Consider the following 25,526-nt stretch of genomic DNA (forward strand, 5'->3'; position numbering starts at 1 on the left):
ACCCGGCGATGCAATAAAGTTCTGCTATGCAGAACAAGCCGATGGGCACGATCCGCAAGCCGACCTACATGCTCGAGTCGGTCGACAACGCGTTGCTACTGCTCCAGTTGCTCCGCGATGCAGGTGCGATCCGGCTCAAGGATGCGGCCGCGGAACTCGGGACGGCGCCATCCACCGCGCACCGCCTGCTCGCCATGCTCGTCTACCGCGGCTTCGCCGTGCAGGACGAGAAACGGATGTACCACCCGGGCCCGGCGCTCGGTGTCGGGCCGGCGAGTCAGGGGTGGACGCGGGACTTCACCGACCTCTGCCGCCCGCACATGGAAGCCCTCGCCGCGCTCGCCGACGAGACCGTCAACCTCGTGATCCGGGTGGGATCGCAAGCGCGCTTCCTGTGGACGGCAGAGGCGGCATCGATCCTGCGTGTGGGTGATCGCCGAGGTCAGGTGCTCCCCGCCGAGCTCACGGCGGGCGGACGCATCCTCCTGGCCGAGCTTCCTCGCGCGGTACTCGAACAGCTCTATCTACGGCCCGCGGACGAGCCCCACATCAGTCACGGGCCGAGCCCCGCCTACGAGACCGACCGCCGGATGGCGATCGGGGAGTTCGAGGAGTTCGCACACGAACTCGAGGCGGCACGGAAGCTGGGTTTCGCGGTCAATGTCGAGCAGACGGAGGAGGGCGTCGCGGCGCTCGGGGTGGTGATCCGCAACGGTCGGGGCGCGGCTGTCGGTGCCCTCACGGTGGCCGTGCCCATCAACCGCTACCGCCAGCATCTGCGCGGCAAATTGGTCGCGCAGATGCAGGCGGCGGTGCGGGGCATCGAGGTCGACGTCGCCGATATCGCCGGACCGGACGTCCCGAATTCCACTGTGCAGAAATAGATGGATTCCCCGGTTCCGGCGCCCCTAGTTTGGAGACAACGCCGGACAAGGAGATTTCATGACTGCCACCGAGCCTGTCGATCCCGAGCTCCAGAAGCTGTACGACGACTTCGAGACCGAACACCTGAACCCGTTGTGGACCCAGCTCGGCGATCTGATGCCGATGGCCCCGACATCCAAGGCGGTTCCGTTCGTCTGGAAATGGTCGACGCTGTACCCGCTGGCCCAGCGCGCCGGTGATCTCGTGCCGGTCGGCCGCGGTGGTGAGCGTCGCGCGATCGCGCTCGCGAACCCCGGCCTCGGTGGTGTCCCGCACGTCACCCCCACGCTGTGGGCGGCGATCCAGTACCTCGGCCCGAAGGAAACCGCTCCCGAGCACCGGCACTCCCAGAATGCCTTCCGCTTCGTCGTCGAGGGCGAGGGGGTGTGGACCGTGGTCAACGGCGACCCGGTCGCCATGCGCCGCGGTGACTTCCTGCTCACTCCGGGCTGGAACTTCCATGGTCACCACAACGAGACCGATCAGCCGATGGCGTGGATCGACGGCCTCGACATCCCGTTCGTGCACTACACCGACACCGGCTTCTTCGAGTTCGGCTCCGACGGTGTCACCGACGAGGGCACCCCGGACATCTCCCGGTCCGAGCGACTGTGGGTCCACCCCGGTCTGCGCCCGCTCGTGGGCCTCGACCGCAAGACCAGCTCGCCGATCGCGTGCTACCGCTGGGAGCACACCGACCGTGCGCTGAACGAGCAGCTCGCCCTCGAGGACGAGGGTTACGCCGCTACCCCGGAACCCGGCCACGCCGCCGTCCGCTACACCAACCCCACCACCGGCGGCGACGTCATGCCGACGATCCGCGCCGAGTTCCACCGACTGCGCGCCGGCGCGCACACCCGCGCCCGCCGTGACGTCGGATCCGTGGTCTTCCAGGTCTTCGACGGTGAGGGCCGCTTCCATCTCGCAGACAAGAGCCACGACGTCACCAAGGGCGACATGATCGTCGTCCCGTCCTGGGTCGAGTGGTCGCTCGAGACCGACAAGGGTGTCGATCTCTTCGCCTTCTCCGACGCGCCGATCGTCGAGCGTCTGCACTTCAACCGCACCATCATCTCCGAAGGAGCCTGAACCCCATGCGTCTCGCCACCCTCCGCCTCGACGGCGGCACCGCCGCCGTCCGTGTCGACAGCGACTCCAGCGCCACCGTCATCGACGGCTACGCCGATCTGTCCGCGCTGCTCGCCGATTCGAACTGGAAGTCGGTCGCCGAGCAGGCATCCGGAAAGACCGTCGACCTCGGTTCCGCCGACTATGCCCCGGTCGTCCCCGCGCCGGGCAAGATCGTGTGCGTCGGCCTGAACTACGCGACCCACATCAAGGAGATGGGCCGCGACCTGCCGGAGTACCCGACCCTGTTCTCGAAGTTCAAGGAAGCCCTCACCGGCCCCTACGACGATGTGGTCGTTCCCTCCTACGCGGGGTCGCAGCTCGACTGGGAGGCCGAACTCGCCGTGGTCATCGGCAAGCAGGCCTACCAGGTCTCCGAGGCCGACGCCGCCGAGTACATCGCCGGCTACTCCGTGATCAACGACTACACGATGCGCGACTACCAGTACCGCACGCTGCAGTGGGATCAGGGCAAGACCTTCGAGAAGACCAGCGGTTTCGGTCCCTTCCTCGACACCGACTACCAGCTCGGCACCGCCATCGAGACCCGCCTCGAGGGCGAGGTCATGCAGTCGTCGAACACCAACGATCTGGTGTTCACCCCGGCCAAGCTCGTCGACTACATCTCGCACATCGTGACCCTGCAGCCGGGCGATGTCATCATCACCGGCACCACCGGCGGTGTCGGCCACGCCCGCAAGCCCGCTCGCTACATCCAGAACGGTGAAATCTGCGAGGTCACCATCGAGGGCCTCGGCACCGTCCGGAACAAGACGATCATCAAGTAGGAGAAGCCGAACCGTGGGATTCAACGATCTCGACCTGTCCGAGCGGCTCCTCATCGCCCGGCGGGGCACGGCGTACCTGTCGCAGCGGCTCGCCGAGCTCACCGACGACGAACTCGACGGTCCCACCCTGCTCGAAGGGTGGACGCGCCGGCATCTCGTCGCGCACATCGGCTACAACGCCGCAGCATTGTGCCGCCTCATGGACTGGGCGGCGACCGGTGTCGAGACCCCGATGTACTCCTCCACCGAGCAGCGGGCGCAGGAGATCGCCGAGGGCGCGACGCTGAATCCCGCCGCTCTGCGGAACCTGTTCTCGCACACCGTTGCCCGCCTCGACGAGAAGTGGCGGCACCTGCCGGAGGCGGCGTGGCAGTCGCAGGTGCGCACCGCGCAGGGCCGGCTCGTGCCGGCCGAGGAGACCGCCTGGATGCGCACGCGCGAAGTGTGGATCCACGCGGTCGATCTCGACAACGGTGGACGCTTCGGCGACTTCCCGCCCGTCGTCCTCGATTCGCTGCTCGACGACATCGTCGGCATGTGGCGCAAGAAGGAGCTCGGTGCGGGCATCGCGCTCGAGGTCGAGGGACGCGACGCGGTCCGGGTGAACGGCGACGCCGAGACCATCCACACCGTCCGAGGCGATCTCGCCGGTGTCGTCCGCTGGGCGGCCGGTCGCGGCGCCGTCGGCGTCACCGGCGGAGAACTCACGCCGCCGCGCTGGCTCTGAGGTTTCTGCACGTACGAACGACGAAGGCCCTTCCATCCCCGAGGATGGAAGGGCCTTCGCCCTTCTGCGGGAATGGAAGAGCTCTCGTCCGTCTGCCGGACGGACCGATCAGCGCGGATCGAGCTCGCAGCCGATCCCGTCGTTGTCGCGGTCGAGACGCGGAGCGTATCCGGGGTCGTTGCGGTGGACCGGAGCAGCGCCCGCATTCCATGCCTCGGTGCAGTTCTCGAACCCACCGCTCGGTGCGGCCGGAGCCTGACGAGCCGGGGGTGCCGGCGCGACCTGCGGAGCCGCCTGGGGTGCCGGCGGGGCAGGGGGAGCCGGAGGTGCCGGCGGCGGAGCGAACGGATTGAACGATCCGCTCGGAACGAGATCGGCGATGCCCTTCGGGAGCAGGTCCACGAGAGGGAAGGCGGTGGCGGTCGACGGTGCGGCGACCGTCAGAGCCACACACCCCAGCGTCGCAGCGACGATGCGGCGGAACTTCATGCGCGAGGCCTTTCTGTACTTCGTCCGGATCCGATTTGCCGGATCCGATCGAAATGTCGGCCTGGGCGTCGCGGGTGTTACGTCGCCCGGTCGCAAACGACGATCGGCCCGTTCGCGACCGGATGTCGCGAACGGGCCGATGTACTCCGGGCCTGCCGGGGGACGGCCCGGATGCCTGTCGTACGCCGGGATCAGCCGGCGTCAGTCTCCTCGAACGGCACGACCACCTTCGGGTCGATCCGCATGACGGTGTACCCCGCCACCGCTCCGGCACCGAAGCCGGGAGCGAAGATGCGAACCGGTTCGGTGATGACCCCGTCGCGGACCGCGTCGTGGATCGCGAGCGGGATGCTCGCCGACGACGTGTTGCCGACCTTCTCGATGTTGAAGTACAACCGGTCGGCCGAGAGTCCGGCGTTCGCGGCGAGCTCGATGACCATCGTCTTGTTCGCCTGGTGGGGAACGATGAGATCGATGTCGTCGAGCAGCGAACGCTCGGCGTCGTCGGGGGACGGGAGGGCCTTGATCTCGTCGAGCATCTGCGTCAGATAGCGACCGGCGAGCGTCTTCACTTCGGGTCCGTAGACCGTGATGAAGTTGTCGAAGTCCGGATTCGGCCAGATGATCGAGTTGACCTCGCTCGTCGGTCCGCTCGCGTAGCTGTTGAAGAACTCGAGATCGGGTGCCTCGCCCTCGGCGGCCGGCGAGATCACCATTGCCGCGGCGCCGTCACCGAAGATCATGCGGGACGGCCGGACCGTGCCGATCTTGTCCGAGAACTTCTCGACGCACACCACGAGGACGGGACGCTTGACCTGCTGGAGGATGCGGGTCGCCTCGGCCAGGCCGTAGGGCAATCCCGCGCACGCCGCGATCAGGTCGAACGAGGCATGGGTCTGCCCGATGCCCAGTTCGCCCGAGATCCACGTGGCCAGCGACGGGATCAGCCGCCCGCTCGTGCACGTGCAGGTGATGACCGCGCCGATGTCCTGCGGGCCGACACCGGCGTGGGCGACCGCCTGCTTCGCCGCCGTCAGGGCCAGGTCCTCGAAGGTTCCCGAGGTGTACCGGCGCTGCTCGATCCCGGTCTTGGCCGTGATCTCGTCGGCCGACATGGGCGACCAGTTGTAGGCGGTGTTGCGGATCAGGTCCTCGTTGGTGCACACCTGGTCGCCGTGCGCGACCGCAATCGCGTCGATGCGGGGTGCGATCGCGAACTCCGAGCGCACGTCGACGGCCGGGTAGGGCGCAGACGGTGCCACCGGTTCGTGCCGCGTGTACGAGGTGGCCTTGCGGGTCTTGCCCGACATGACCCGGTTGATGAACCGCTGGACCTCGCGATTGCGCGGATGGGAGACCACGACGTAGTCGTCGTCCTTCAGGTCCGCGACCCGGACGAGTTCGGTTTCGCTTCCGTCCCAGGGCTGCTGGTTGTGCAGAACCATCGACCAGCGGCTCAGGGCCTCGAGTTCGGCGACGTCCTCGTGGCAGTCGAGGATCTCGTCGTATCCGAAGACGGGATGGTTCGGATCGTAGTGGCGAACACGCAGGGTGATGTTCTCCGGATCGGAGACCAGCTGCGGCACAGTCGGCTTGACCGTGGGCAGGTCGCCGGCGAAGTGGCGACGCGAACCGAAGACCGCGAAGAGCCGATCGAAGATGCGGTCCTCGGCGGCACTGTCCCACGCGCGGGGGAGAGCGCGGTAGGCCTCCTCGACCGCGCCCAGCCGCTCTTCGGCCTCGGGCCAGGGAGTCAGGCGCGGCATGTAGACGTCGTCGCGGTTGCGGGGCACGTCGCCCCAGCGGGTGACGCGCCGCTCGAACATCATCAGCGGGAAGCGGTCGGCCCAGAAGACGTTGAGGGCCATGTCCCGCATGATCTCGAACTTCGAACCGTACTTGCCCAGTTCGTGCCGGGAGAGGATCTCCGAGACCGTGGGTGCCTTGGTGTCGAAGTCGCGACGGATGACGGCGTCGAGGTGGTCGACGCTGCTCAGCGTGGAGAAGTCGAGTTCGGGAACAAAGTTGGAAGGGAAGACTATTCGGCCGTGCCGATTGAGCTCGAATGGCTGCATGTGCGAGGGGACCGTTCGATTCGAAGTAATGGGTGGGGAGGGCGGATCACATGTCCAGGCCGCCGTTGACGCCCCACACCTGACCGGTGATGTACGAGGAGGCGTCCGCGGCGAGGAAATGCACGACCCGGGCGATCTCCTGCGGGTCGGCGAGTCGCTTCACGGGGATGGTGTCGGTGATGCGCGCGAGAACCTTCTCGGGGATGGACTCGACCATCTCGGTGGCGACGAAGCCCGGGGTGACGGTGTTGACGGTGACGCCGATGCCGTTCGGGTCCAGTTTGTCGTTCTTGGCCAGATGGAAGGCCGCTTCCTTGGCGAGGGTCTTGGTGAGACCGAACAGGCCGGCCTTCGATGCCGCGTAGTTGGCCTGCCCGATGTTGCCGGTCTCGCCGATGACGGAGGAGACGTTGACGATGCGTCCGGTGCCGCGCTCGAGCATGTGCCGCAACGCGGCCTGTGCCAGGTAGAACGCGCCCGAGAGGTTCACGCCGAGGACGGTGTCCCAGTCCTCGTCCTGCATCTTCAGCACCGTGCGGTCGATGGTGATGCCGGCGTTGTTGACCAGGATGTCGAGGCGACCGTGCGTGTCGATGACCTCATCGATGGTGCGGCGGCAGTCGTCGGCGTTCGCGACGTCGCCGCGGTGCACCGAGTAACGGACGTCCTTGCGGCCCTTCTCGTTCAGGTCTGCGAGGAACTGATCCGCCTGAGCCGTGTTGCGTCCGTAGCCTGCGGCGACGGTGGCACCCTGGCTCGCCAGGCTGCGGCTGATCGCCGCACCGATGCCGCGCGTGCCGCCGGTGACGAAGGCGACGCGTCCGCGGAGCTTGTTTCCGCCGGCAGCGATCTGCGAAGTGGGTTCGATGGTGCTGGTCATGCTGATCTCCTCGCTGTGCGAGGGGGCGACGGGCGCGGCTGTTCGCCGACGTCGCACACACGCCCCCTGCGCGTTGATTTCCCTGTGGAGGAGCACGTTTCGAATCCCCCTGATTCGAACGCGTGTCCCCTGATACGGGCCTTCATCGGCTCGTAACTCCCTGCAGCAACAATCATGCACCACCTCGATCATGTTGTCACCAGGAACAATTCGAGCCTCGAATTTCGGCAATTTGTCCGAATAGATCGAGAATTGTTGTAGCGCAGTCGAATTAGATGAAGATTCAGGGTTACTTCATGGTACGAACATGCTGAATGTTCGTACCGGTCTTGGACGTACAGCCTGTACGAATCAGATCGTTCCAGAATGGCACAACGTGCTACCGGGGAGTCAGGTACAACTGTGTGCACATGGCGTGGATGCGAATGGCCTTCGACGTTTATATCGAAAGACGTTGCAGGAAAATCAGTTCGGAGTCGATCGCCTGACAGGGGCGGCCGCTCGGCACCCGTCGCGGAGAGGCGCACTCCGTGCCGCGGAAGCTCGACCGAGGCGAGCCTCCCTGTATTCCCCTTTCGAAAATGCGCCACACCTCGCATCGGTGTGATTCTCGACACTACGGCGGGGGATTGTGTCGAAGCACAGTTCTTTCCGGTGGTGAGAGGATGGCCGCGTGAGCAACACTCGTCTTGTCGAAACACCGGTGGCCGAACTCGAGGTACGTCTCGACGGGGAAGGGCCGGCAGTCGTCCTGCTTCCCTCCCTCGGACGCGATTCCTACGAATTCGATCCGATCGCGAGCGACCTTGCGGCAGCGGGATTCACCGCTCTGCGACCGCAACCCCGAGGAATCGGCAGCAGCCGTGGACCCATGACCGGCCTCGATCTGCACGACCTCGCGGGTGACGTCGCCGCCGTCGTCGAGCATTTCGACGCCGCACCCGCCGTGGTGGCCGGCCACGCATTCGGGCACTACGTGGCCCGGGTGCTCGCAGCCGATCGGCCCGAACTCGTCCGGGGGGTCGCCGTGCTCGCCGCCGGTGCCCGCCGGTTCCCGGCCTCGCTGACCGAGCGTGTCGCCAAGTGTTCCGACCTCTCGCTTCCCGATCATGAACGACTCGTGCACCTGCGCGACGTCTTCTTCGCCGAAGGACACGATCCGGCGGTGTGGCTCGACGGGTGGTGGCCCGAGGCGATCGTGTCGCAACGGGCAGCGATGGCTGCGACCGACAAGGAATCGTGGTGGACGGTGGCGCCGTCACCTCTGCTCGACGTACAAGCAGGAGAGGACGTCTTCCGGCCCGCGGAGACCCGCGGTGAGCTCGTCGACGAGTTCGGGAGCGAACTCGTTTCCACGGCCGTCGTGCCGGGTTGCGGGCACGCCCTCGTCCCGGAGGCTCCTCACGAGGTGGCCCGGATCCTGGTCGAGTGGATCCGTACGCGTCTCGGATGAAGATTTCGTCATCTTCGACTCATCGACCCCTCATCGTCGTGCGCCAGAGTTATCGGCGACCAGGACGAACACCGAGTCGAGGAGAACGATCATGGCGATGAGCCGCACCGCATGGGCCGTGACCGCTGTGGCGGTCGCGATGACCGCCGGCACAGTCGGTTTCGTGTCGGCGAACCGGGGTGGGTCCGCTCCCTCCGAACCGTCGTCGTTCACCGTCGCCCGTGTGGCCGACGAGACGACGACCGGCGGCCCGGACGGAACCGTTCGGGCGGGCGTCGACCCGGCCCGGGATGCGCGGCCGGGAGAACTGCCCACCGACATCCCCTACATCGACGTCACGACGTGCGATGCGTGGTTCGAGGACTGGGACGACACGGTGCCGGACCACGTCGAGGACTTCTACGACGAGTGGGACGACCGCTGCGACGATCTGCACGACGACGACCACGACGACTGGGACGACGACCACGACGACGATTGGGACGACCACGACGACGACTGGGACGACGACCACGACGATTGACCGGCACGACGGCCCCACGACGACGAGACCCCACCGGAAGTGTTCCGGTGGGGTCTCGGTCCGTCTGCGTGGGTTACGCGAGCGTGCGTGCCATGCCGCGCTCGACGGCCGCAATGATCTGCGGCCGCAGCTCGACCGCCGGCACGATCGCGTCGACCGAGCCGACCTGCTGTGCGCGCTGGATGTTGTGGATCGCCTCGAACTCGGCTGCCACCTCACCGAGCTTCTCCGACCGCACCGCGGTGCGCAGAGCGGTGAGCTCGACACCCAGTCGCGCCTTGTCGCCGTCCTCGGCGGCCCGCAGCTGGGCCTCGAGTTCCACGACCCGCGGATCGCTCGCGGTGCGCTTGTTGACGTCACGGGTGAAGACCACCGCGGCCGCCGGAGCGCCACCGAGCACCGAGGCGAACGAACCCTCCACGGCGAGGACTTCCATGTTCTCGTTCAGTGCGCCCGAGAACACCACGAAGGCACCACCGTGGTAGCGGGAGACCACGACGAACACGATCGGACCGTCGAAGTTGACGATGGCCCGGCCGATCTCGGCACCGTACTCGAGCTGAAGGTTGCGCAGCGACTCGGGGGAGCCGTCGAAGCCCGACAGGTTGGCGAGCACCACGAGCGGACGGTTGCCGCTCGCCGCGTTGATCGCCCGCGCCGTCTTCTTCGACGACTTGGGGAACAACGTGCCCGAGGTCCACTGGTCCGGTCCGTCGGCCGGGAACCAGCCCTTGCGCGGGATCGCGCGGGACTCGATGCCGATGACCGTCACCGGGTTTCCGCCCAGGTGCGCGTCGAAGACGACCGAGGTGTCGGCGTCGGCCATGTCGGCCCACCGCTCGAGCACCGCGTGGTCCTGGTCGACCACCGAGCGCATCACCGTGCGGATGTCGAACGGCTTCTTGCGATCCGGGTTGGTCTCGGACGAGAAGATGTCGCCCACGGTGGTGAAGTCGCTGGACGGATGCACGTGCGGGTACACGCACACGTTGCGGTCGACCGGGTCGGTGGACGTGGCCTTGCGCGGGAAGCGCTCGCCCGGCGCGACGTAGGCGTGGGCATAGTGCGCGAACAGCGTCTCGATGGCGGCACTGAGGTTGGGAGCCCAGTACTGCGCCTGACCGTTGGGGCCCATGACGCGGTCGTAGCCACCGATACCGAAGTTGTCCTCGGCGGAGACGCCACCCGAGTAGTCGAGCGACTGCTTGCCGGTGAGCACCATGGCGCTGTCCGGGGTCATCACGAGGATGCCCTTGGTGTGCATGAGCATCGTCGCCTCGGCGTTCCAGTACGGCTGCGCGCCGACGTTGATGCCGGTGACCACGACGTTGATCTCGCCGCCGTTCTGCGTGAACGTGATGATGCGACGCAGACCGCGCGACACCCAGTCCATGTTCTCGGTGCCCGAGTCCATGGAGATCGTCGCGCCGGACGACAGCGCGAACCACTCGACGGGGGCATCGAGGCTCTCCGCCAGGTCGATCGCGGCGACCACGCGGGAGCACTCGGCCTCCGCGACGGTGCCCAGCGCCTTCGTGGGATCACCGAACAGCGCGACGCGCTTCATGCCCTCGGGGTAGCGCGGGGTCGGGGTGTCGACGACACCGACGATCAGACCCGCGGTGTTGCGGCCGTAGGGGCGGTCGACGGGCACGAGGGCGCCCTGCTCGTCGAAGTCGTACTCGACGAAGGTGCCCTCGCTGCCGGTGAGCAGCGGGATCAGCTCGTACGGGTAGACGGTGCCGCGGGCACGGGACCGCTGGACCTTCTGGGTGTACTCGTCGAGCGGCTTCAGCGGCTCCTTCGGCGGCTCGGTGACCCGCACGATGACGCCCGCACCGGAGCGGTACGAGAAGCGCAGGGCGACCTCGCGTGCCGGCTCGTCCTGACGATCACGCCACGACCCGATGACGGTGATCTCCTCGAGACCGGCGCCCACGGTCAGCGGCGCGGCGTTGCGGCCGATGCGGCGCAGATCCTCCATGTCGAGATCGACGGCGGGCCACACGTAGAGCACCACGCGGTTCGCGTCGAGACGTCGCCCGCCGCGGGTGGCCTGGGCGCGGCGCATGCCGTCGAGCGAGCTCGCGAGAGCACGTTCGAAGGCCGGCAGTCCGACGATGCGGCCGGACTCGTCGCGCTGCGGCGTCAGGTCGCGCACCTCGGCGAGGGCGATGAACCGCTCGTCGGACGGATTGTCCTGCGACACCAGGTGATACAGGTAGGTGTCCGGGTTGGCGGGCAGGCGGGTGCCGTCGAAGTTCTTCAGGCGCCAGAGATCCAGACGCTGACCCGTGAGCGGGTGGATGTCGCGGATGTTGGCCTCTTCCGCGTACCCGGTCTCGTAGGGGCGGAAGGTGAACACGTGCTCTTCTGCCGTGTCGGTGTGGCAGACCGTCACCGTCACGCGACGGGCCGCACCGGTCACCGGGCGAGCGGCGAGTTCGGCGCGCAGCGCGTCGGCCTGGGCGTCGGCATCGGCCGGAGCGTCGTCCCACGCGAGGTACAGGTCGATCACGAGGTTCTTCGTGTCGGGAACCGAAGCCGCCGACTCCTCGACGGCGTCGAGCAGCGACGCGAACTCCGCCTGCGGAGCCTCCGCGGACATCAGGTACAGACGCGTGCCGCGCAGATCGAAGTTGCCGGTGACGAACTGGTGCCCGCCGACCGTGCACGAACGCACGTCCTCGAGGGTGCGGATCTTGTACGCCCGTCGGACGATGACCTCGAGCAGCGGGCCCGGAACGGACTCGGGACGCGTGATCTGCTGTGCGAGAAGGTCGATCAGCGGCTCGGGCGTGGCGACGAGCGAATCGATGCGCTGCGCGTAGTCCGTCGCCTGCGGATGCTCGGCGAGGTACGCGAGCGAACCGCGGACCCCGTCGTAGGCCTGCTCGCGGGCCTTGCGGATCACCGGCTCCTCGAAGTAGCGGTACCGCAGGTTGCGGGCGGTGTCGCCGATGACCGGGAAGCGGACCTGGGTCGCGACGATCAGTCGGTCGAGGACCTCGTTGAGCTCGTGGGAGATCCCCACCTCGGTGTCGTCGCGCTCGACCCAGCGGTCGAGCAGCGAGGTGACCACGGGGACGTGGGCCTCGATGCGCTCGAGCGCGAGGAACAACCGGTAGACGGCCTCTTCGAGCTCCGGGGTGCGATCGAGTTCGAGGACGTCGTAGTGCCGCAGGGCGCGGGCGAGGCGCGCGCGGAAGCTGTCGGGCAGACCCCCGACCTCGACGTCGAGCGACTGCAGGTAGCCGTGGAAGAACTCGCGGGGGCTGTGGACCCGGTCGTCGCTGTTCTTCTCCTCCTCGGTCGGACGGTTGCGCGACAGTTCGCACACGTCCGCGAAGGTCGTCAGCAGCGAGAGTTCGGCGCGGACGAGCGCGCACGAATCGACGGAACCGGAGAGACGCTCGTACTCGGCGAGCAGCGCCGCGGTGCGCTTGGCGGACACGTCGTATCCGGTGACCAGAGCGGCGAGCGAGTCGAGGCGGGCGAGAGCGTCGGCCGCGACGTCGTCGCTGACCGAGGGCGCCGGTGCGGCGAACTCGACGCGCTCGACGGTCTCGGTGACGACCTCTTCGACGATCTGGTCGACCCGCAGGAGCGGGGCGCCCGCGTCGACCTGCGCGTTGACGACGCCGAGGATCTCGCGGACCTTGCCGGCGAAGGGAGCGCGGACCGCGGTCTCCATCTTCATCGACTCGAGCACGACGAGCGTCTGACCGGCCTCGACCTCGTCACCGACGGCGACGGGAACCGCGACGACCACGGCCGGGGCGGGCGTGCGCACCACGCCGGCCTCGTCCTGGCTGATCTGGTGGCTGATGCCGTCGACCTCGACGAGGAAGTGGGCGGGACCGGCGATCGACACCACGTTGTGGCGGCGTCCACCGAGGGTCAGGCGCGACTCGTAGTCACCCAGCCGCTCGACGTCGACATCGAACTCGGCGGATCCGGTGTCGACCCGGTAGCGGTGCGGGCCGACCTGGCCGACGACGAGTTCGTAGGCCTGGCCCTGGTAGCTGAGCTCGATCTTGCGTCCGACGGCGTGTCCGGCACGCGGGCGACCGCCGCGGGCCGAGGCGAGGAAGGCGGAGCGCTCGCGGGCCTCGTCGGTGTCGTAGACGTCGACGGCGGTCGCGATCAGAGCGACGTCGGCGACCTTGGACGGACCCGTCTCGGTGCCGGCGCCGGTGCGGTCGAGCCAGCCGGTGTCGGCGGAGGCGTCGACGACCTCGGGGCGGTCGAGCAGATCGAGCAGGAACGACTTGGTCGTCGTGCCGCCGTCGAGGACGACGGTGGTCTCGCGCAGAGCGGTGCGCAGGCGGGCGAGTGCCTCGTCGCGGTCGCGGCCCCACGCGATGATCTTGGCGACCATCGAATCGTAGTCGGGCGGGATGACGTCGCCCTGAGCGATGCCGGTGTCGACACGCAGACCGGACCCGAGCGGGAACTTCAGCAGCTGCACGGTGCCGGGGGCGGGTGCGAAGCCGTTGGCGGCGTCCTCGGCGTTCAGGCGGGCCTCGACGGCGTGGCCGAACTCGGAGGGGCACTCGCCGGGCAGCTTCTCGCCGGAGGCGACGAGGATCTGCAGCTTCACGAGGTCGATGCCGGTCGTGGCCTCGGTGATGGGGTGCTCGACCTGGAGGCGCGTGTTGACCTCGAGGAAGGTGAAGATCTTCAGGTCGGGCTGGTAGAGGTACTCGACGGTGCCGGCACCGGCGTAGCCGGCGGCGCGGACGAGATCGGCCGAGACCGCGCGCAGGTGGTCGGACTGCTCCTTGGTGAGCAGCGGCGAGGCGGACTCCTCGATGACCTTCTGGTTCTTGCGCTGGATCGAGCAGTCGCGCACACCCGGGGCCCACACGTTGCCGTGCTTGTCGGCGATGACCTGGACCTCGACGTGGCGCGCGTCGGTGACGAGACGCTCGATGAACACGACGGGGTCGCCGAAGGAACGCTCGGCCTCACCCTGGGTGCGCTCGAGGGCGAGCTCGAGCTCGTCCTCGGCGTAGACCTTGCGGATGCCGCGGCCACCGCCACCGGAGCGGGCCTTGATGATCAGCGGGTAGCCGATGGCCTGCGCATGACGGCGCGCGTCGGCGCGGGAATCGACCGGTCCACCGGACCACGGTGCGACGGGAACGCCGACCTTCTCGGCGAGGATCTTCGCCTCGACCTTGTCGCCGAGCAGACGCATGGCGTCGGCGGAGGGGCCGATGAAGGTGATCCCGAGGCGGGCGCACAACTCGGCGAAGGCGGGGTCCTCGGCGACGAAGCCCCAGCCGACCCACACGGCGTCGGCCTTCGCCTCGAGAAGCGCGCGCTCGAGTTCTGCATGATCGAGGTAGGGGGTCGCCGCCGTCGTCGACGGACGGAGGGTCACTCCTTCGTCGGCCTGACGGACGAACATCGCCCGTCGTTCGGCGTCGGTGTGCAGAGCGATGGTCCTGATGTCGTAACCGTGCTCGGAGTTGAGCTCCCGGACTGCCCGGATGAGGCGTACGGCCGCCTCACCACGATTGACCACTGCGATCCGCTTGAACATACTCGTTGCCACCGTTCTCCATGGTTTGTGCACGCACCGGGCGCGCGTCTCGAAGCTCCACCCCAATGAGGAGGACGAATCAACCGGTCCTACGTCCCACGTCTCGTGTTGGCGACGCGAGCGGGAACATGTAGCGGTCGGCTCCTCGTGGTTGGCATGGGCATGCGTGTTCGTCGTCGATCCACCGGGCAACATCCGCGGTGTCCGAAGGACCGTTTCGAACAGGTCTCCGCAGCTACGGCCGTCGGTTGTGACGGTCACGTCCCCCTGGGCGAAGGCTCCGTTCGGATAACAGCATGGAGGAAACATGAGGGTTTGTCACGTTTTGCTTCCATGCGGAGCGATCGGCGGCCTTCTCTCGGTCGAGTTTTCTCACTGATATTCGCACGCAGGGGCTTTCGTTCGGGAGCGGGTGTCGGGACGGGGCTCTCCGGTTCCGGTCGTCGCCGGTACTGTGCAGTAACACCGATCGGTAACTTTGCGAGGCGTTCGGAGCCACTCTCGGGAGGCTCCTCGTTTCCGCTGGTACACACCGGTTTTCGCGCGCCCGGAATCGGGCCCGGTCCGGGATCGGGCAAATCGCTCCGAACCCTCCCGGAAATGCTGTGACATCCGTCACGACACGCGAAAATGTGAAGGTCGCAACCGAACCGGAGTGCGGCCGTCGACGTGTCCGATCGTGACCGTCGAGCGTGCGGGATCCGGGTCGTTACCGGGCATTTCTCCGAGCCCGCGCGGAATCTGGAACAGTGGGCAGTACATGCCTGCGGACGAGCCGCGAGGAGGATCCCCGTGTCCGAAGCCGATCGACCCCACCTCCCGGGACGCGACGACGCGTCCGGTCGGGACATCCCGTCGGTGGACCGGCGGACACGCATCGCCGGGCAGGTCCGCCGGTGGTGCGAGACCGGCAGCATCGAGGGCAGGCACGCTCCGCTGTCGGATGCCGCGGCGGTCGCACTGGCCGCCGGCCACCTCGACGAATCGGCACGTGCGGTGCTGGCGAACCGCCGGCGCGTCGGGCGCGGGCTGCCCACCCTCGACGGATTCGGTGAGCTGCGCCGACTGTCCGACGAGCACGCCCGTCTCCGCGCCCGCATCGACGGTCTGCGTCCCGGCGCCGCGCGACTCGCACTCGAGTACCGGGCCAACGAGCTCGGCAAACGCATCCGGGCGGCGCGGCAGACCGTCGTGCACTCCCCGCTGCACTACGCCCAGGGCGTCCGCGCCGTGCGCCGCGACCGGCGCGACGGACTGCACCTCGAGATCGACCAACGCGAGGCGCTGTTCGCCGCGCTGCAACGCACCCCCGCGCCCCTGCCCGTCGCGCCCGTCGAGCAGGCCCGAGGGATGGTGCTCGGTGTCGCCGTCGACCGAGTGGGTCGCTGGTCCGAGCGCACTCCGCTCGCCGACGCGGGTCGTCGCGTCGCCGAGCGGCTCGGACGCGAGGTGCCCTCCGGTGACGACCGCTTCGTCGACCGCTACGACACCCTGCTCTTCCTCGCCGGGTCCCTGTACGACCGCATCGAGGCGTCGGCGGCGTGGCGTTCGGAGTACTTCGAAGTTCAGCGAGCCCAGCTCGACCTCGCCGAGGAACTCACCCAGATCGCGGTGGACACCGTCGCCCTGCGGGACCTGCTCGACGAGTTGCAGTCCGCGATCCGATCGGCACCCGAGGCGCGGTCCGGTCTCGAATCCCGTGTGGCAGCGCTCGAACCGGTATGGGATCAGATCCTTGCGCGCGTCACCGCGCTCGCGCGCATCGGCGACCTGCTCACGCGGGCGGAGGACCGTCTGCATCTCACACACATCGCGCAGCGGACCGCGAGTCTCGATCAGCGGATCGACGATCTGATCGGCAGGTCGGGCGCGCGCGAGTTGTCTGCCGAGAACACCGATTTCGTCGGCGACCAGCTCGGCGCTGCAGCCGAACCGATGGTCGCGCTCCGCAGTGCTCTGTGGACGGACATCGCCGAGCTCACCGCAAAGGAGTAACTCGGAGTTACTGTCATCTGTCACATCGATTCGGCTGCGCTTCGGGTCGTATCCCCGAACTCGTGGAAAGTGACCGTCTTCACTGGTGCATTTGTCCGAACCGGTGGTAGCTTCCTCGCGTCCTATCGGGGGTCGATACACAGGGGGGGCGCGGTGGCGTCGCGGTTCGTGCGTACGGGTTTTGCGCTGGCTGTCGCTGCGGCGCTGGGGGTCTCGGGTTGTTCGGGGGCGACGAGCGTGTCCGTCGTCGACGACCCGCAGCTCGAGGCCGAGTTCGAATCGGTGCTCGTCTCCGGACAGTCCCGCACGCTCGGGGAGGTCGCGGCCGCAGCGGGTGTCGAGTCGTGGGACCGGATGTACTACTTCCGCGTCCCGGTGCTGATGAGCGAACTCAACCGCGTGATGCACACCCCCGGAGTCACCTGGCGGAACATGCCGGGATCCGATGCCGAAGGGCTCATCGTCTTCGTCTCGGAGGGGCAGATCGTGCGCGCGGTCGCCGACCGCGAGCCGCCGCTGTACCTGAGCGGTTTCGCGACCTCCGATTCGTACGTCACGCCCGACGAACTTGCCGGCATGCCCCGTCTCGCGGTCGAGTCGAGGGGCCGCTGATCCGGCAGCTGCCACCCGGCTGCTGCCTCGTATGTCCGCCTTCGGGTAGTTTTGCTCGCGATATCGAGTAATGAATTTCTTTCCCGAAGAGGTGTGGGGTGGCACGGGTAATCGCGACGATCAACCTGAAAGGTGGCGTCGGCAAGACCACGACGACGGCCGCTCTGGGCGAATTCATGGCGGCGGAGTTCGGGCAGCGGGTGCTCATGATCGATCTCGACCCGCAGACCAACCTCACCACGATGATGGTGGGGGAGGAGCGCTGGCGCGAACTGAACGAGCTCGGTCTGACTCTCAAGACGCTCTTCAACAAGGCGATCGCGCCCGACGCCGACGCGTTCGACATCGAGAAGGCCGTCCAGAAGGGCGTCTCGCCCGTGAGTGCGGTGCGCGATCTGGACCTGCTCGCGTCGTCGCTGGATCTCATGGACATCCAGGAGGGCCTCACCCACCAGCAGTACGCCGATCCCGGCTCGCATCGTCCCGTCGAGGTACTGCTCTCCGCTGTCCGGCCCATCGCCGACCGGTACGACTACATCCTCGTCGACTGCCCGCCGAATCTCGGGATCCTCACCCTCAACGGGTTGCGTCTCGCCGACGGTTATCTCATCCCGACGATTCCCGACATCCTGTCCACCTACGGAATTCCGCCGCTGCAGACCAAGATCCAGGAATTCGCGAAGCGGACCGGCCACACGGTGCGGGAGATCGGCCTCGTCATCACGAAGTACCGCAGTGCCTCGAATCTGCACCGCACGATCATCGAACAGCTCCAGCGCGACCCCCGGATCGCGAACGTCGTTCCCGCCTGGGTGCCCGAAGCCAACCAGATCGCGGCGTCCGCCGAGTTCGTGCCCTACGGCACCCTCAAGCGCAAGTACGGCAACACCGGTCAGTACGACGCACTGCGAATCCTCACCGAGACGATCATGATGAATGCGCAGGTGTACTTGTGACGAATCCCGGCCCCGATATCGACATGGCACAGGCGCGTCTGCGGGTGCGCATCGGCGAGGCGAGCTCGGCGTTGCTCCGTCTCGACGAGGCGGCCCCCGGCACGGCCGGCGCGCTCGTCGCTCTCGTCCAGGTGATCGCCGACGAGGCCGCACGCACGCCGCGCTTCGCGAAGGCACTCGCGGGAGCGCTCTCGGTCACCGCAGACCCGAGTGCCCCGACACCCGTTGCCGCTCCCGCTCCTGCTGCGCGCCCCGCCGCAGCCCGGACGTCTGCGCGTCGCAGCCGTCGCGCACCCGGGGCCTTCGACCCGTTCGTGGTGTTCCGCGAGAGCGGGGAGGCGACTCTGCGGGAGCAGCTGTCGACCCTCGGGGTCGAACAACTCAAGGACATCATCGCCGAGCACGCCATGGACTACGACAAACTCGCGATGCGCTGGCGTACCCCCTCCAAGCTGCAGGACCGCATCGTCGAACGGGTCAAGGCGCTCACCACGAAGGGTGATGCTTTCCGGTGATCGGTCACAGACGGTTCTTCTTCTGCTTTTAGCAACGTATGGTCGCACCATGCCTCCGGTCTCGACGAGACTGCGCAGGCGTGGGCACATCGTGCGTCGATCCCGAGTCGCCGCTCGATGTGTGCACCGAGAAGAGGAGTCGATATGGGGGACATCGTTCGACAGGGAGTCGTGGCCTTCGTGGCCGAGGTTCTGGCGCGCGGCGGCCGGGCCGAACCGATTCCCGGACAGCGGGACGTGCGCGTACACGGCGCGGACGGATCCGAACGTGTGGTGCGGGTGTGCTCGACGGCGAGCGGTCCGTGGCTCGCGCGCCGCCGCGACGGGGTTGCCACTGTCGACGGTGCGGGCGTGTCTCACTGGGTCTTCGTCGATCTCGCACCCGCGGCACCGGAGTTCTACGTGGTGGACGCGGACGACATCGAAGGGGGAATCGAGGAGGAGGTCGCCCTCTGGCTCGCCGACCGACCCGGCCGCACCCCGACCGGCAGCCATCCCATCCAGCGCAGCAACGTCGTTCACGGTCACGATCATTGGGATCTGCTCGGTCTCGACACCGTCAAGGATCCCGACCACGACGCGGCACCGGTGCCGGCAGCGCGGGTCCGCGCCGAACGTCCGGCCGTACGTACGGTCGCGGAACCCGAGGTCGTCGACGAGCGGCGCGCAGTGGTGGCGGACATCGGCGGGTATCGCGTGCAGGGGCGCCTCGATCCGGCCTCGGGGACGCTCGAGATCACCCGGGGACCGATGGAGGGGCGCCGATTCCCGGACGCCGCGACAGCCGCACGGGCGCTCGTCACCTTCTTCGACGACCACGAGACCGTCCCCGACGGCGACACCTTCTGGCGGAGCGAGATCCTCAGGTGAGAACGCACTCCCGATAGCGACTTCGACGAGCGCTGAGACAGCAGAGCGCGAGACGGTCGTAGGAGCGCGAAAAATCCCGCGCCGACGACCGTTTCGCGCTCCACAGCGTCAGGCCACGACGTACTTCTCGTTCTCGCGGACCCACAGCACGCCATCGCCCGCTGTGGGTCCTTCCTTCTCGAGTGCGCGCTTGAGGATCTTGTTGGTGGCGGTGGTGGGCAGATCCGCAGCGATCCGTACGTATCTCGGCCACGCCTTGGGGGAGAGGTCCGCCTGCTCCGAGAGGAACTTCTCGAATTCCTCGGGGACGAGCGACGTCTCGTCGCGCAGTACGATCGCGGTCATGACCTGATCGCCCACGTGTTCGTCGGGCACACCGTAGACGGCGACGCGACTCAGCTGCGGCAGCCGTTGGAGGATCCGCTCGATGGGGGCGGCGGCGAGGTTCTCACCGTCCACGCGCATCCAGTCGGCGGTGCGACCGGCGAGGTAGATCCAGCCGTCCGCGTCCTTGTAGGCGAGATCTCCCGACCAGAACATGCCGCCACGAAGACATTCGTTCGTAGCGGCCTCGTCGTTGTAATAGCCGGTGAAGAATCCGGCGCCCTGCGTGTTCACGAGCTGACCGACGGCCTTGTCGGCGTTGATCAAGGCGCCGTTGTCGTCGAACTCCGCGTGGGCACAGGGGGTGAGGGTCTCCGGATCGTAGACGTCCACACCCGGCAGTCCTCGGCCGATCGATCCGGGTGGGGTGCCCTCGTCACGGGTGATGATCACCGCGGCCTCGGTCGACCCGAAACCGTCCCAGACGGTGCAGTCGAAGCGCCGGCCGAACTCCTCGATGTCGCGGTCGGTGGCCTCGTTGCCGAACGCCACCCGAAGAGGGTTGTCGGCGTCGTCGGGCCCTTCGACGGTCGCGAGGATGTACGCGAGGGGCTTGCCGACGTAGTTCATGTAGGTCGCGCCGTAGCGGCGCACGTCGTCGAGGAAGTGCGAGGCGGAGAACGACGCCGGTGCCATCGCCGCGCCGCTGCACAGCGACACGCACCACCCGGCGAGGATCGCGTTGGAGTGGAACAACGGCATCGACAGGTAGACGACGTCGTCGCTCGTGATCGAGAACCGCGGTACGAGGGTGCCGCCCGAGAACAACACCATCATGTGGGCGAGCATCACCGGCTTCGGATCCCCGCTCGTCCCCGAGGTGAAGATCAGCATGAACGGATCGGTCGGGCCGACTTCCCGGTACGGCTCGAGCGGACCGGCTCCGTCGACGAGTGCCCGCCACTCCGGGCTCGCGACGTCGAAGACGATGACGTCGCCGAGATCCAGACCGTCGAGCAGTGGGGCGTGCTCGGCGTCGGTCAGCAGGATCCGGCAGTCCGCCCGCAGGATGTCGCGTGCCAGGCCCTCTCCGCGTCGGGTGTTGTTGATGCCGACGAGCGGGAACCCCGCGAGCCCGGCCCCGGCGATCGCGTGGAGGAAGGCGGGGGTGTTGCCGAGCAGTGCTCCGACGTGCACCGGCCGGTCGTGGTCCATCAGCGACAGCAGTGCCGCCGCCTGCGCGGACGCCTCCTGCAGGTGCTCACGCCAGGTCCACCTGCCGGTGTCGTGGACGATGGCCGCGGTGTCGTTCTCGATCAGGTCGCGGAGTGCCTGCTGGACGGTCTCTGCCATGGCTACCTCGGATGTGCGAAGGGAGGGGATCCGGGAAGGCGGATCCCTCGGGGTTACTGCGCAGCGAGATGTCGGGTCAGGAAGTGGATCTGATGCTCGACGGCCCGGTCGAACCAGTCCTTGCCGGGCCACACGTCGAAGTGGTCGCACGGATAGTGACGCACCTCGGCGCGAGCGCGGAAGGCTGCGCGCGCCGCGGCGTGCGGGGGAGCGCTGCGATCGAAGTCCGCGATCTGGACGAGAACCGGGCACGAGACGGACGACGCGTGTCGCGCGGGACGGTAGGTGCCGAGCGACAACACGACGTCGGCGTCGATCTCGTTGCGCCAGGTCGGGCCGGCCAGGGAGAGATAGTCCTCGTGGTAGCCGTCCAGTGACAGGGCGGCGACCGTGCCGGGTGGCCCCACGATCGGGATGGTGGTCGACGAGCGCCGCGCAATCGATCCCACCCGGCTGCGGAGACCTGTCGCCGTCGAGCGGGCGAGCGCAGAGGGCGCGTGATGCCGTGCGGCGAGAACCCCCGCGGCCGGTCCGTCGACGAGAGGTGTCATGGACACGACGGCCGCGACGTCCCGGTCCTGGGCCGCGACGGACAGGACGTGGCCGCCCGACAACGACACGCCCCACAACACGGTGCGACGGGGATCGGCCCCGTCCAGTCGACGCGAAGTGGCGACGGCCGCGCGGTAGTCGGCGATCTGGCCCGCGACGTCGACGCGCTGTCGGTCGGTGCCTCCGGACTCACCGAATCCTCGGTAGTCGAACGCGAGCACGTGCATGCCCGCAGCGGCAAGCCGCGCGGCGAACGGGGCGAGCCCGGAGTCCTTCGTCCCGCCCAGCCCGTGGGCCATGACCACGACCGGCGCCCCGTCGGCGCTGTCGAGCACGTCGGATCCGGGAGTGAAGTGCCAGGCGTGGACCCTCTCGCCCCCGGAGGGGAAGGTCAGTGAACGCGGGTGCACGAGGCGTCCTCCTTCGATACCCGCCCGGCGCGGGCGATTCCGGCGGGCAGTTCGCGCGTCCGGATGTCGAACTCGTAGGCGAAATAGTCGAGTTGCTGCGTGTGCCGAGGGCGGTCGAGCATGTGCCCGGTGAACTTGCGCTGATCCTCGACGATGACGCGACGCATCTCGTCCTCGGACGGAAGGGCGTAGCGGCCGATCGCATAGGCCGCGATCAGTCGCGCCTGGCATTCGACGAACGGGAACAGAGTGGGCGTGGCCTGAGCGAAACCGGCGAAGGCGAGGTCGGGGATGCCCGGCGCGAAGATCCGCTTGTACAGCGCGATGTGGTTGTCGGGTGCGCTGAGGAACTCCGGATCGAAGAACGGGAAGGTGATGTTGTACCCGGTCGCGTAGATGACGACGTCGAACTCCGCCGACGTTCCGTCCACGAAACGGACCGTGTGGTCGTCGAACCGTTCGATGTCGGGTTTCGCGACGATGTCGCCTGAGCCGAGACGGAGTGGCAGTTCGACCGACTGCGTGGGGTGCGCCTCGAAGAACTTGTGATTCGGGGTGGGCAGCCCGTACCGCTCGGGACGTCCCGACAGCAGCGGCTGGCCCCACTGCGCGACCTTCCGTTGCCACGACATCGGGATGTACGGAACGGTGCGGTAGAACTTGTCGGCCGGCCGGCCGGCGATGTACTTCGGGACGATCCACGCACTCGACCGCGTCGACAGCGTCACCTCGGTCTGCAGCGCCTTCGACGACAACTCCACGGCGATGTCGGCCGCGCTGTTGCCGAGCCCCACAACGAGAATGCGCTTGCCCGCGAAATCCATCGGGGTGCGCGGGTCGATGTAGTGGTGGGAGTGGAGCGACTCGCCGGCGAAGTGCCCGGGGAACTCCGGCACTCGGGGATCCCAGTGGTGACCGTTGGCGACGACGAGGAATTCGAACGCGCGTGTGCTGCCGTCCTCGAGGTCGAGTTCCCATCCGCCTTCGGGCCGCCGTCGTGCGTGCCGGACGCCGTTACGGAACTCGATGTTCCCCCGCAGTCCGAAGGCGTCGGTGTAGCCGTCGAGGTACTCCTTGATCTGCGTGTGGTGCGGGAAGTCGGGATAGGACTCCGGCATCGGGTAGTCCTTGAACGACAGCTGGTGCTTCGACGTGTCGATATGCAGCGAGCGGTACGCGCTGCTGTGGCCGTTGGGATTGCCGAAGGCCCAGTTGCCGCCCACACGGTCGGAGCTCTCGAAGCAGGTGTAGGGCACCCCGTAGTCGCACAGCATCTTTCCCGCGGTCAACCCGCTGATACCGGCGCCGATGACCGCGGTGGTAGGTGCCGACATGGTGTCCCTTCGACGCGGTGGTGCAGGTGATCGGAGCGACGACCTACAGTGACGACGGTCACAATGTAGAACACGTTCTCCTCCGTGTACACGGGACGTTCCGCTCGCCCCGTCGTCGCGTCGTAATTCGGTCCGCGAACCCGGTGCGTAGGTGTGATGGAACGCATACTCTGGGTGCACCTGCAGCATCGCGGGTGGTGATCGTCGCGCGCGTCGATCCCGTCCGCGCCGCACCGTTGCCGCCGCACGGCGGCTCGAGGAGGCCCGATGAACGCGGTTGTCGCTCCCGTCAAGCCCACGCGGCCCTATCCGCCGCGAGCGAAGTCCAAGGGGGCGGTCCTCCATGACCTGATCACCACCACGGACCCGAAGACGCTCGGGCTGATGTACATCTTCACCTCGTTCGCGTTCTTCCTGTTCGGTGGCCTGCTCGCCCTGTTGATGCGCGCGGAGCTCGCGGTGCCAGGCTTGCAGTTCCTGTCGAACGAGCAGTACAACCAGCTGTTCACCAACCACGGCGGCATCATGCTGCTGATGTACGCGACGCCGGTCGTGTTCGGATTCGCCAACTACATCCTGCCGCTGCAGATCGGTGCTCCCGACGTCGCTTTCCCGCGACTGAACGCCTTCAGTTACTGGCTGTTCCTGTTCGGAGCACTGACCGTGGCCTTCGCGTTCATCACTCCCGGCGGCGCCGCCGACTTCGGCTGGACGTCCTACATGCCGCTGGCCGACGAGATCCATTCACCCGGCATCGGCGGCAACCTGTGGTTCCTCGGCCTGATCGTCATGGGTCTGGGTACCATCCTCGGCGGCGTCAACATGATCACCACCGTGGTGTGCATGCGCGCACCGGGCATGACCATGTTCCGGATGCCCATCTTCACGTGGAACATCTTCATCACGATGATCCTCGTGCTCCTCGTCTTCCCTCTGCTTGCCGCCGCCTTCATGGGCGCCTTCGTGGACCGTGTGATCGGCGGCAACATCTACGACCCCGCCACCGGTGGGGTGATCCTTTTCCAGCACCTGTTCTGGTTCTTCGGTCACCCCGAGGTGTACGTCATCGCGCTGCCGTTCTTCGGCATCGTCTCGGAGATCTTCCCCGTCTTCTCCCGCAAGCCGATCTTCGGCTACAGCGGCCTCGTCTACGCAACCATCGCCATTGCCGCGCTGTCCATCGCCGTGTGGGCGCACCACATGTACGCCACCGGTGCGGTGCTGCTGCCGTACTTCGCGTTCATGACCTTCCTGATCGCCGTCCCGACCGGTGTGAAGTTCTTCAACTGGATCGGCACGATGTGGAAGGGCCAGATCACCTTCGAGACACCGATGCTCTTCGCGGTCGGCTTCATCGTGACCTTCCTCTTCGGTGGTCTGACCGGTGTCATCCTCGCGAGCCCGCCGCTGGACTTCCACCTGCACGATTCGTACTTCGTGGTGGCGCACTTCCACTACGTGCTCTTCGGCACCATCGTGTTCGCGACCTACGCCGGCATCTACTTCTGGTTCCCCAAGATGACCGGCAGGTTGATGGACGAGCAGCTCGGCCGCTGGCACTTCTGGCTGACCTTCATCGGCTTCCACACCACCTTCCTGGTGCAGCACTGGCTCGGTAACGAGGGCATGCCGCGTCGTTACGCCGACTACCTGCCCTCGGACGGGTTCACCACCCTGAACACGATCTCCACCATCGGTGCGTTCATCGTCGGTGCCTCGACGCTGCCGTTCGTGTGGAACGTCTTCAAGAGCTACCGCTACGGCCAGGTCGTCACGGTCGACGACCCGTGGGGCTACGGCAACTCGCTCGAATGGGCGACGACCTGCCCGCCGCCGCGGCACAACTTCTACGAGCTGCCGCGGATCCGCTCGGAGCGCCCTGCCTTCGAGCTGCACTATCCCGACATGGTCGAGAAGATGCGCGCCGAAGCGCATGTCGGTCCGGGTAGCGACAAGCACGAGGTGAACGTGCTCGAGGGCGCCGACCGCACGCCGGGCGACACCCCCCGGGAGTGATCGACCGCGATAGCTCCGCGCATCGAACGAACCCCGCCGAAGGACGGAGTC

19 protein-coding genes are annotated in these 25,526 nt (G+C 67.4%); 12 read left to right on the plus strand and 7 right to left on the minus strand.

The window, feature by feature from the left end; genetic code table 11:
• Positions 1-26 precede the first annotated feature (26 nt).
• Genes C6Y44_RS07495 through C6Y44_RS07510 form a run of 4 tightly spaced genes read left to right on the plus strand, consistent with a single transcriptional unit; the run spans position 27 to position 3,567 of the window.
• Positions 27-884: an IclR family transcriptional regulator gene (locus C6Y44_RS07495; RefSeq protein WP_159418843.1), complete on the plus strand. Its 858-nt coding sequence runs from the start codon at positions 27-29 to the stop codon at positions 882-884.
• A gap of 58 nt (positions 885-942) precedes the next feature.
• Positions 943-2,013 carry a cupin domain-containing protein gene (locus C6Y44_RS07500; RefSeq protein WP_120281934.1) on the plus strand — a complete coding sequence of 357 codons (1,071 nt, stop codon included), beginning with the start codon at positions 943-945 and terminating at the stop codon, positions 2,011-2,013.
• A gap of 5 nt (positions 2,014-2,018) precedes the next feature.
• Positions 2,019-2,840, plus strand: a complete 822-nt coding sequence (locus tag C6Y44_RS07505) for a fumarylacetoacetate hydrolase family protein (protein ID WP_159418842.1) — start codon at positions 2,019-2,021, stop codon at positions 2,838-2,840.
• Positions 2,841-2,853: 13 nt separating this feature from the next.
• A complete protein-coding gene (locus C6Y44_RS07510; protein WP_159418841.1) occupies positions 2,854-3,567 on the plus strand; it encodes a maleylpyruvate isomerase family mycothiol-dependent enzyme in 714 nt (237 codons plus the stop codon).
• A 108-nt stretch (positions 3,568-3,675) separates the two neighbouring features.
• On the opposite strand, the gene C6Y44_RS07515 is transcribed toward C6Y44_RS07510, so the two are convergent.
• From C6Y44_RS07515 to C6Y44_RS07525, 3 genes are all read right to left on the minus strand, one after another.
• Positions 3,676-4,056 carry an excalibur calcium-binding domain-containing protein gene (locus C6Y44_RS07515; protein ID WP_159418840.1) on the minus strand — a complete coding sequence of 127 codons (381 nt, stop codon included), beginning with the start codon at positions 4,054-4,056 and terminating at the stop codon, positions 3,676-3,678.
• Positions 4,057-4,247: 191 nt separating this feature from the next.
• Positions 4,248-6,131 (minus strand): ketoacyl-ACP synthase III, encoded by a 1,884-nt coding sequence (locus C6Y44_RS07520; protein WP_159418839.1) that lies wholly within the window; start codon positions 6,129-6,131, stop codon positions 4,248-4,250.
• A gap of 46 nt (positions 6,132-6,177) precedes the next feature.
• Complete coding sequence (locus C6Y44_RS07525; RefSeq protein WP_120281939.1) at positions 6,178-7,011, minus strand: 3-oxoacyl-ACP reductase family protein; 834 nt, start codon at positions 7,009-7,011, stop codon at positions 6,178-6,180.
• A 673-nt stretch (positions 7,012-7,684) separates the two neighbouring features.
• Between C6Y44_RS07525 and C6Y44_RS07530 the strand changes: the two genes are divergently transcribed.
• Both C6Y44_RS07530 and C6Y44_RS07535 read left to right on the plus strand, forming a co-directional pair.
• A complete protein-coding gene (locus tag C6Y44_RS07530) occupies positions 7,685-8,464 on the plus strand; it encodes an alpha/beta fold hydrolase (RefSeq protein ID WP_159418838.1) in 780 nt (259 codons plus the stop codon).
• Between the two features lie 97 nt (positions 8,465-8,561).
• Positions 8,562-8,987, plus strand: coding sequence for a hypothetical protein (locus tag C6Y44_RS07535; protein ID WP_174247062.1), 426 nt, complete (start codon positions 8,562-8,564; stop codon positions 8,985-8,987).
• Between the two features lie 73 nt (positions 8,988-9,060).
• Here the strand turns inward: C6Y44_RS07535 and C6Y44_RS07540 are convergent, their stop codons facing one another.
• A complete protein-coding gene (locus C6Y44_RS07540) occupies positions 9,061-14,538 on the minus strand; it encodes an ATP-binding protein (protein WP_159419284.1) in 5,478 nt (1,825 codons plus the stop codon).
• 792 nt (positions 14,539-15,330) lie between these two features.
• On the opposite strand from C6Y44_RS07540, the gene C6Y44_RS07545 reads away from it, so the two are divergent.
• The 5 genes from C6Y44_RS07545 (at position 15,331) to C6Y44_RS07565 (ending at position 19,486) form a co-directional block, all read left to right on the plus strand.
• Positions 15,331-16,533, plus strand: coding sequence for a hypothetical protein (locus C6Y44_RS07545; protein ID WP_159418836.1), 1,203 nt, complete (start codon positions 15,331-15,333; stop codon positions 16,531-16,533).
• A gap of 168 nt (positions 16,534-16,701) precedes the next feature.
• A complete protein-coding gene (locus C6Y44_RS07550; RefSeq protein WP_225623746.1) occupies positions 16,702-17,145 on the plus strand; it encodes a hypothetical protein in 444 nt (147 codons plus the stop codon).
• Positions 17,146-17,243: 98 nt separating this feature from the next.
• On the plus strand, positions 17,244-18,101 hold the full coding sequence (locus C6Y44_RS07555; RefSeq protein ID WP_159418835.1) for a ParA family protein: 858 nt from the start codon (positions 17,244-17,246) through the stop codon (positions 18,099-18,101).
• Positions 18,098-18,616, plus strand: a complete 519-nt coding sequence (locus C6Y44_RS07560; RefSeq protein WP_159418834.1) for a hypothetical protein — start codon at positions 18,098-18,100, stop codon at positions 18,614-18,616. The genes C6Y44_RS07555 and C6Y44_RS07560 overlap by 4 nt, the downstream gene beginning before the upstream one ends.
• 144 nt (positions 18,617-18,760) lie before the next feature.
• Positions 18,761-19,486, plus strand: a complete 726-nt coding sequence (locus C6Y44_RS07565) for a hypothetical protein (RefSeq protein ID WP_159418833.1) — start codon at positions 18,761-18,763, stop codon at positions 19,484-19,486.
• Between the two features lie 108 nt (positions 19,487-19,594).
• Here the strand turns inward: C6Y44_RS07565 and fadD1 are convergent, their stop codons facing one another.
• Genes fadD1 through C6Y44_RS07580 form a run of 3 tightly spaced genes read right to left on the minus strand, consistent with a single transcriptional unit; the run spans position 19,595 to position 23,459 of the window.
• Positions 19,595-21,163 (minus strand): fatty-acid--CoA ligase FadD1, encoded by a 1,569-nt coding sequence (gene fadD1 / locus C6Y44_RS07570; RefSeq protein ID WP_159418832.1) that lies wholly within the window; start codon positions 21,161-21,163, stop codon positions 19,595-19,597.
• A 53-nt stretch (positions 21,164-21,216) separates the two neighbouring features.
• Positions 21,217-22,125, minus strand: a complete 909-nt coding sequence (locus tag C6Y44_RS07575) for an alpha/beta hydrolase (protein ID WP_159418831.1) — start codon at positions 22,123-22,125, stop codon at positions 21,217-21,219.
• Entirely contained in the window at positions 22,107-23,459 is a 1,353-nt protein-coding gene (locus tag C6Y44_RS07580) for a flavin-containing monooxygenase (protein ID WP_159418830.1), read from the minus strand. Before C6Y44_RS07580 ends, C6Y44_RS07575 begins: the two co-directional genes overlap by 19 nt.
• 267 nt (positions 23,460-23,726) lie before the next feature.
• Between C6Y44_RS07580 and ctaD the strand changes: the two genes are divergently transcribed.
• A complete protein-coding gene (gene ctaD, locus C6Y44_RS07585) occupies positions 23,727-25,475 on the plus strand; it encodes an aa3-type cytochrome oxidase subunit I (protein ID WP_159418829.1) in 1,749 nt (582 codons plus the stop codon).
• The last annotated feature ends 51 nt before the right edge of the window (positions 25,476-25,526 follow it).

It is taken from the genome of Rhodococcus rhodochrous (assembly GCF_014854695.1).
GTDB lineage: Bacteria > Actinomycetota > Actinomycetes > Mycobacteriales > Mycobacteriaceae > Rhodococcus.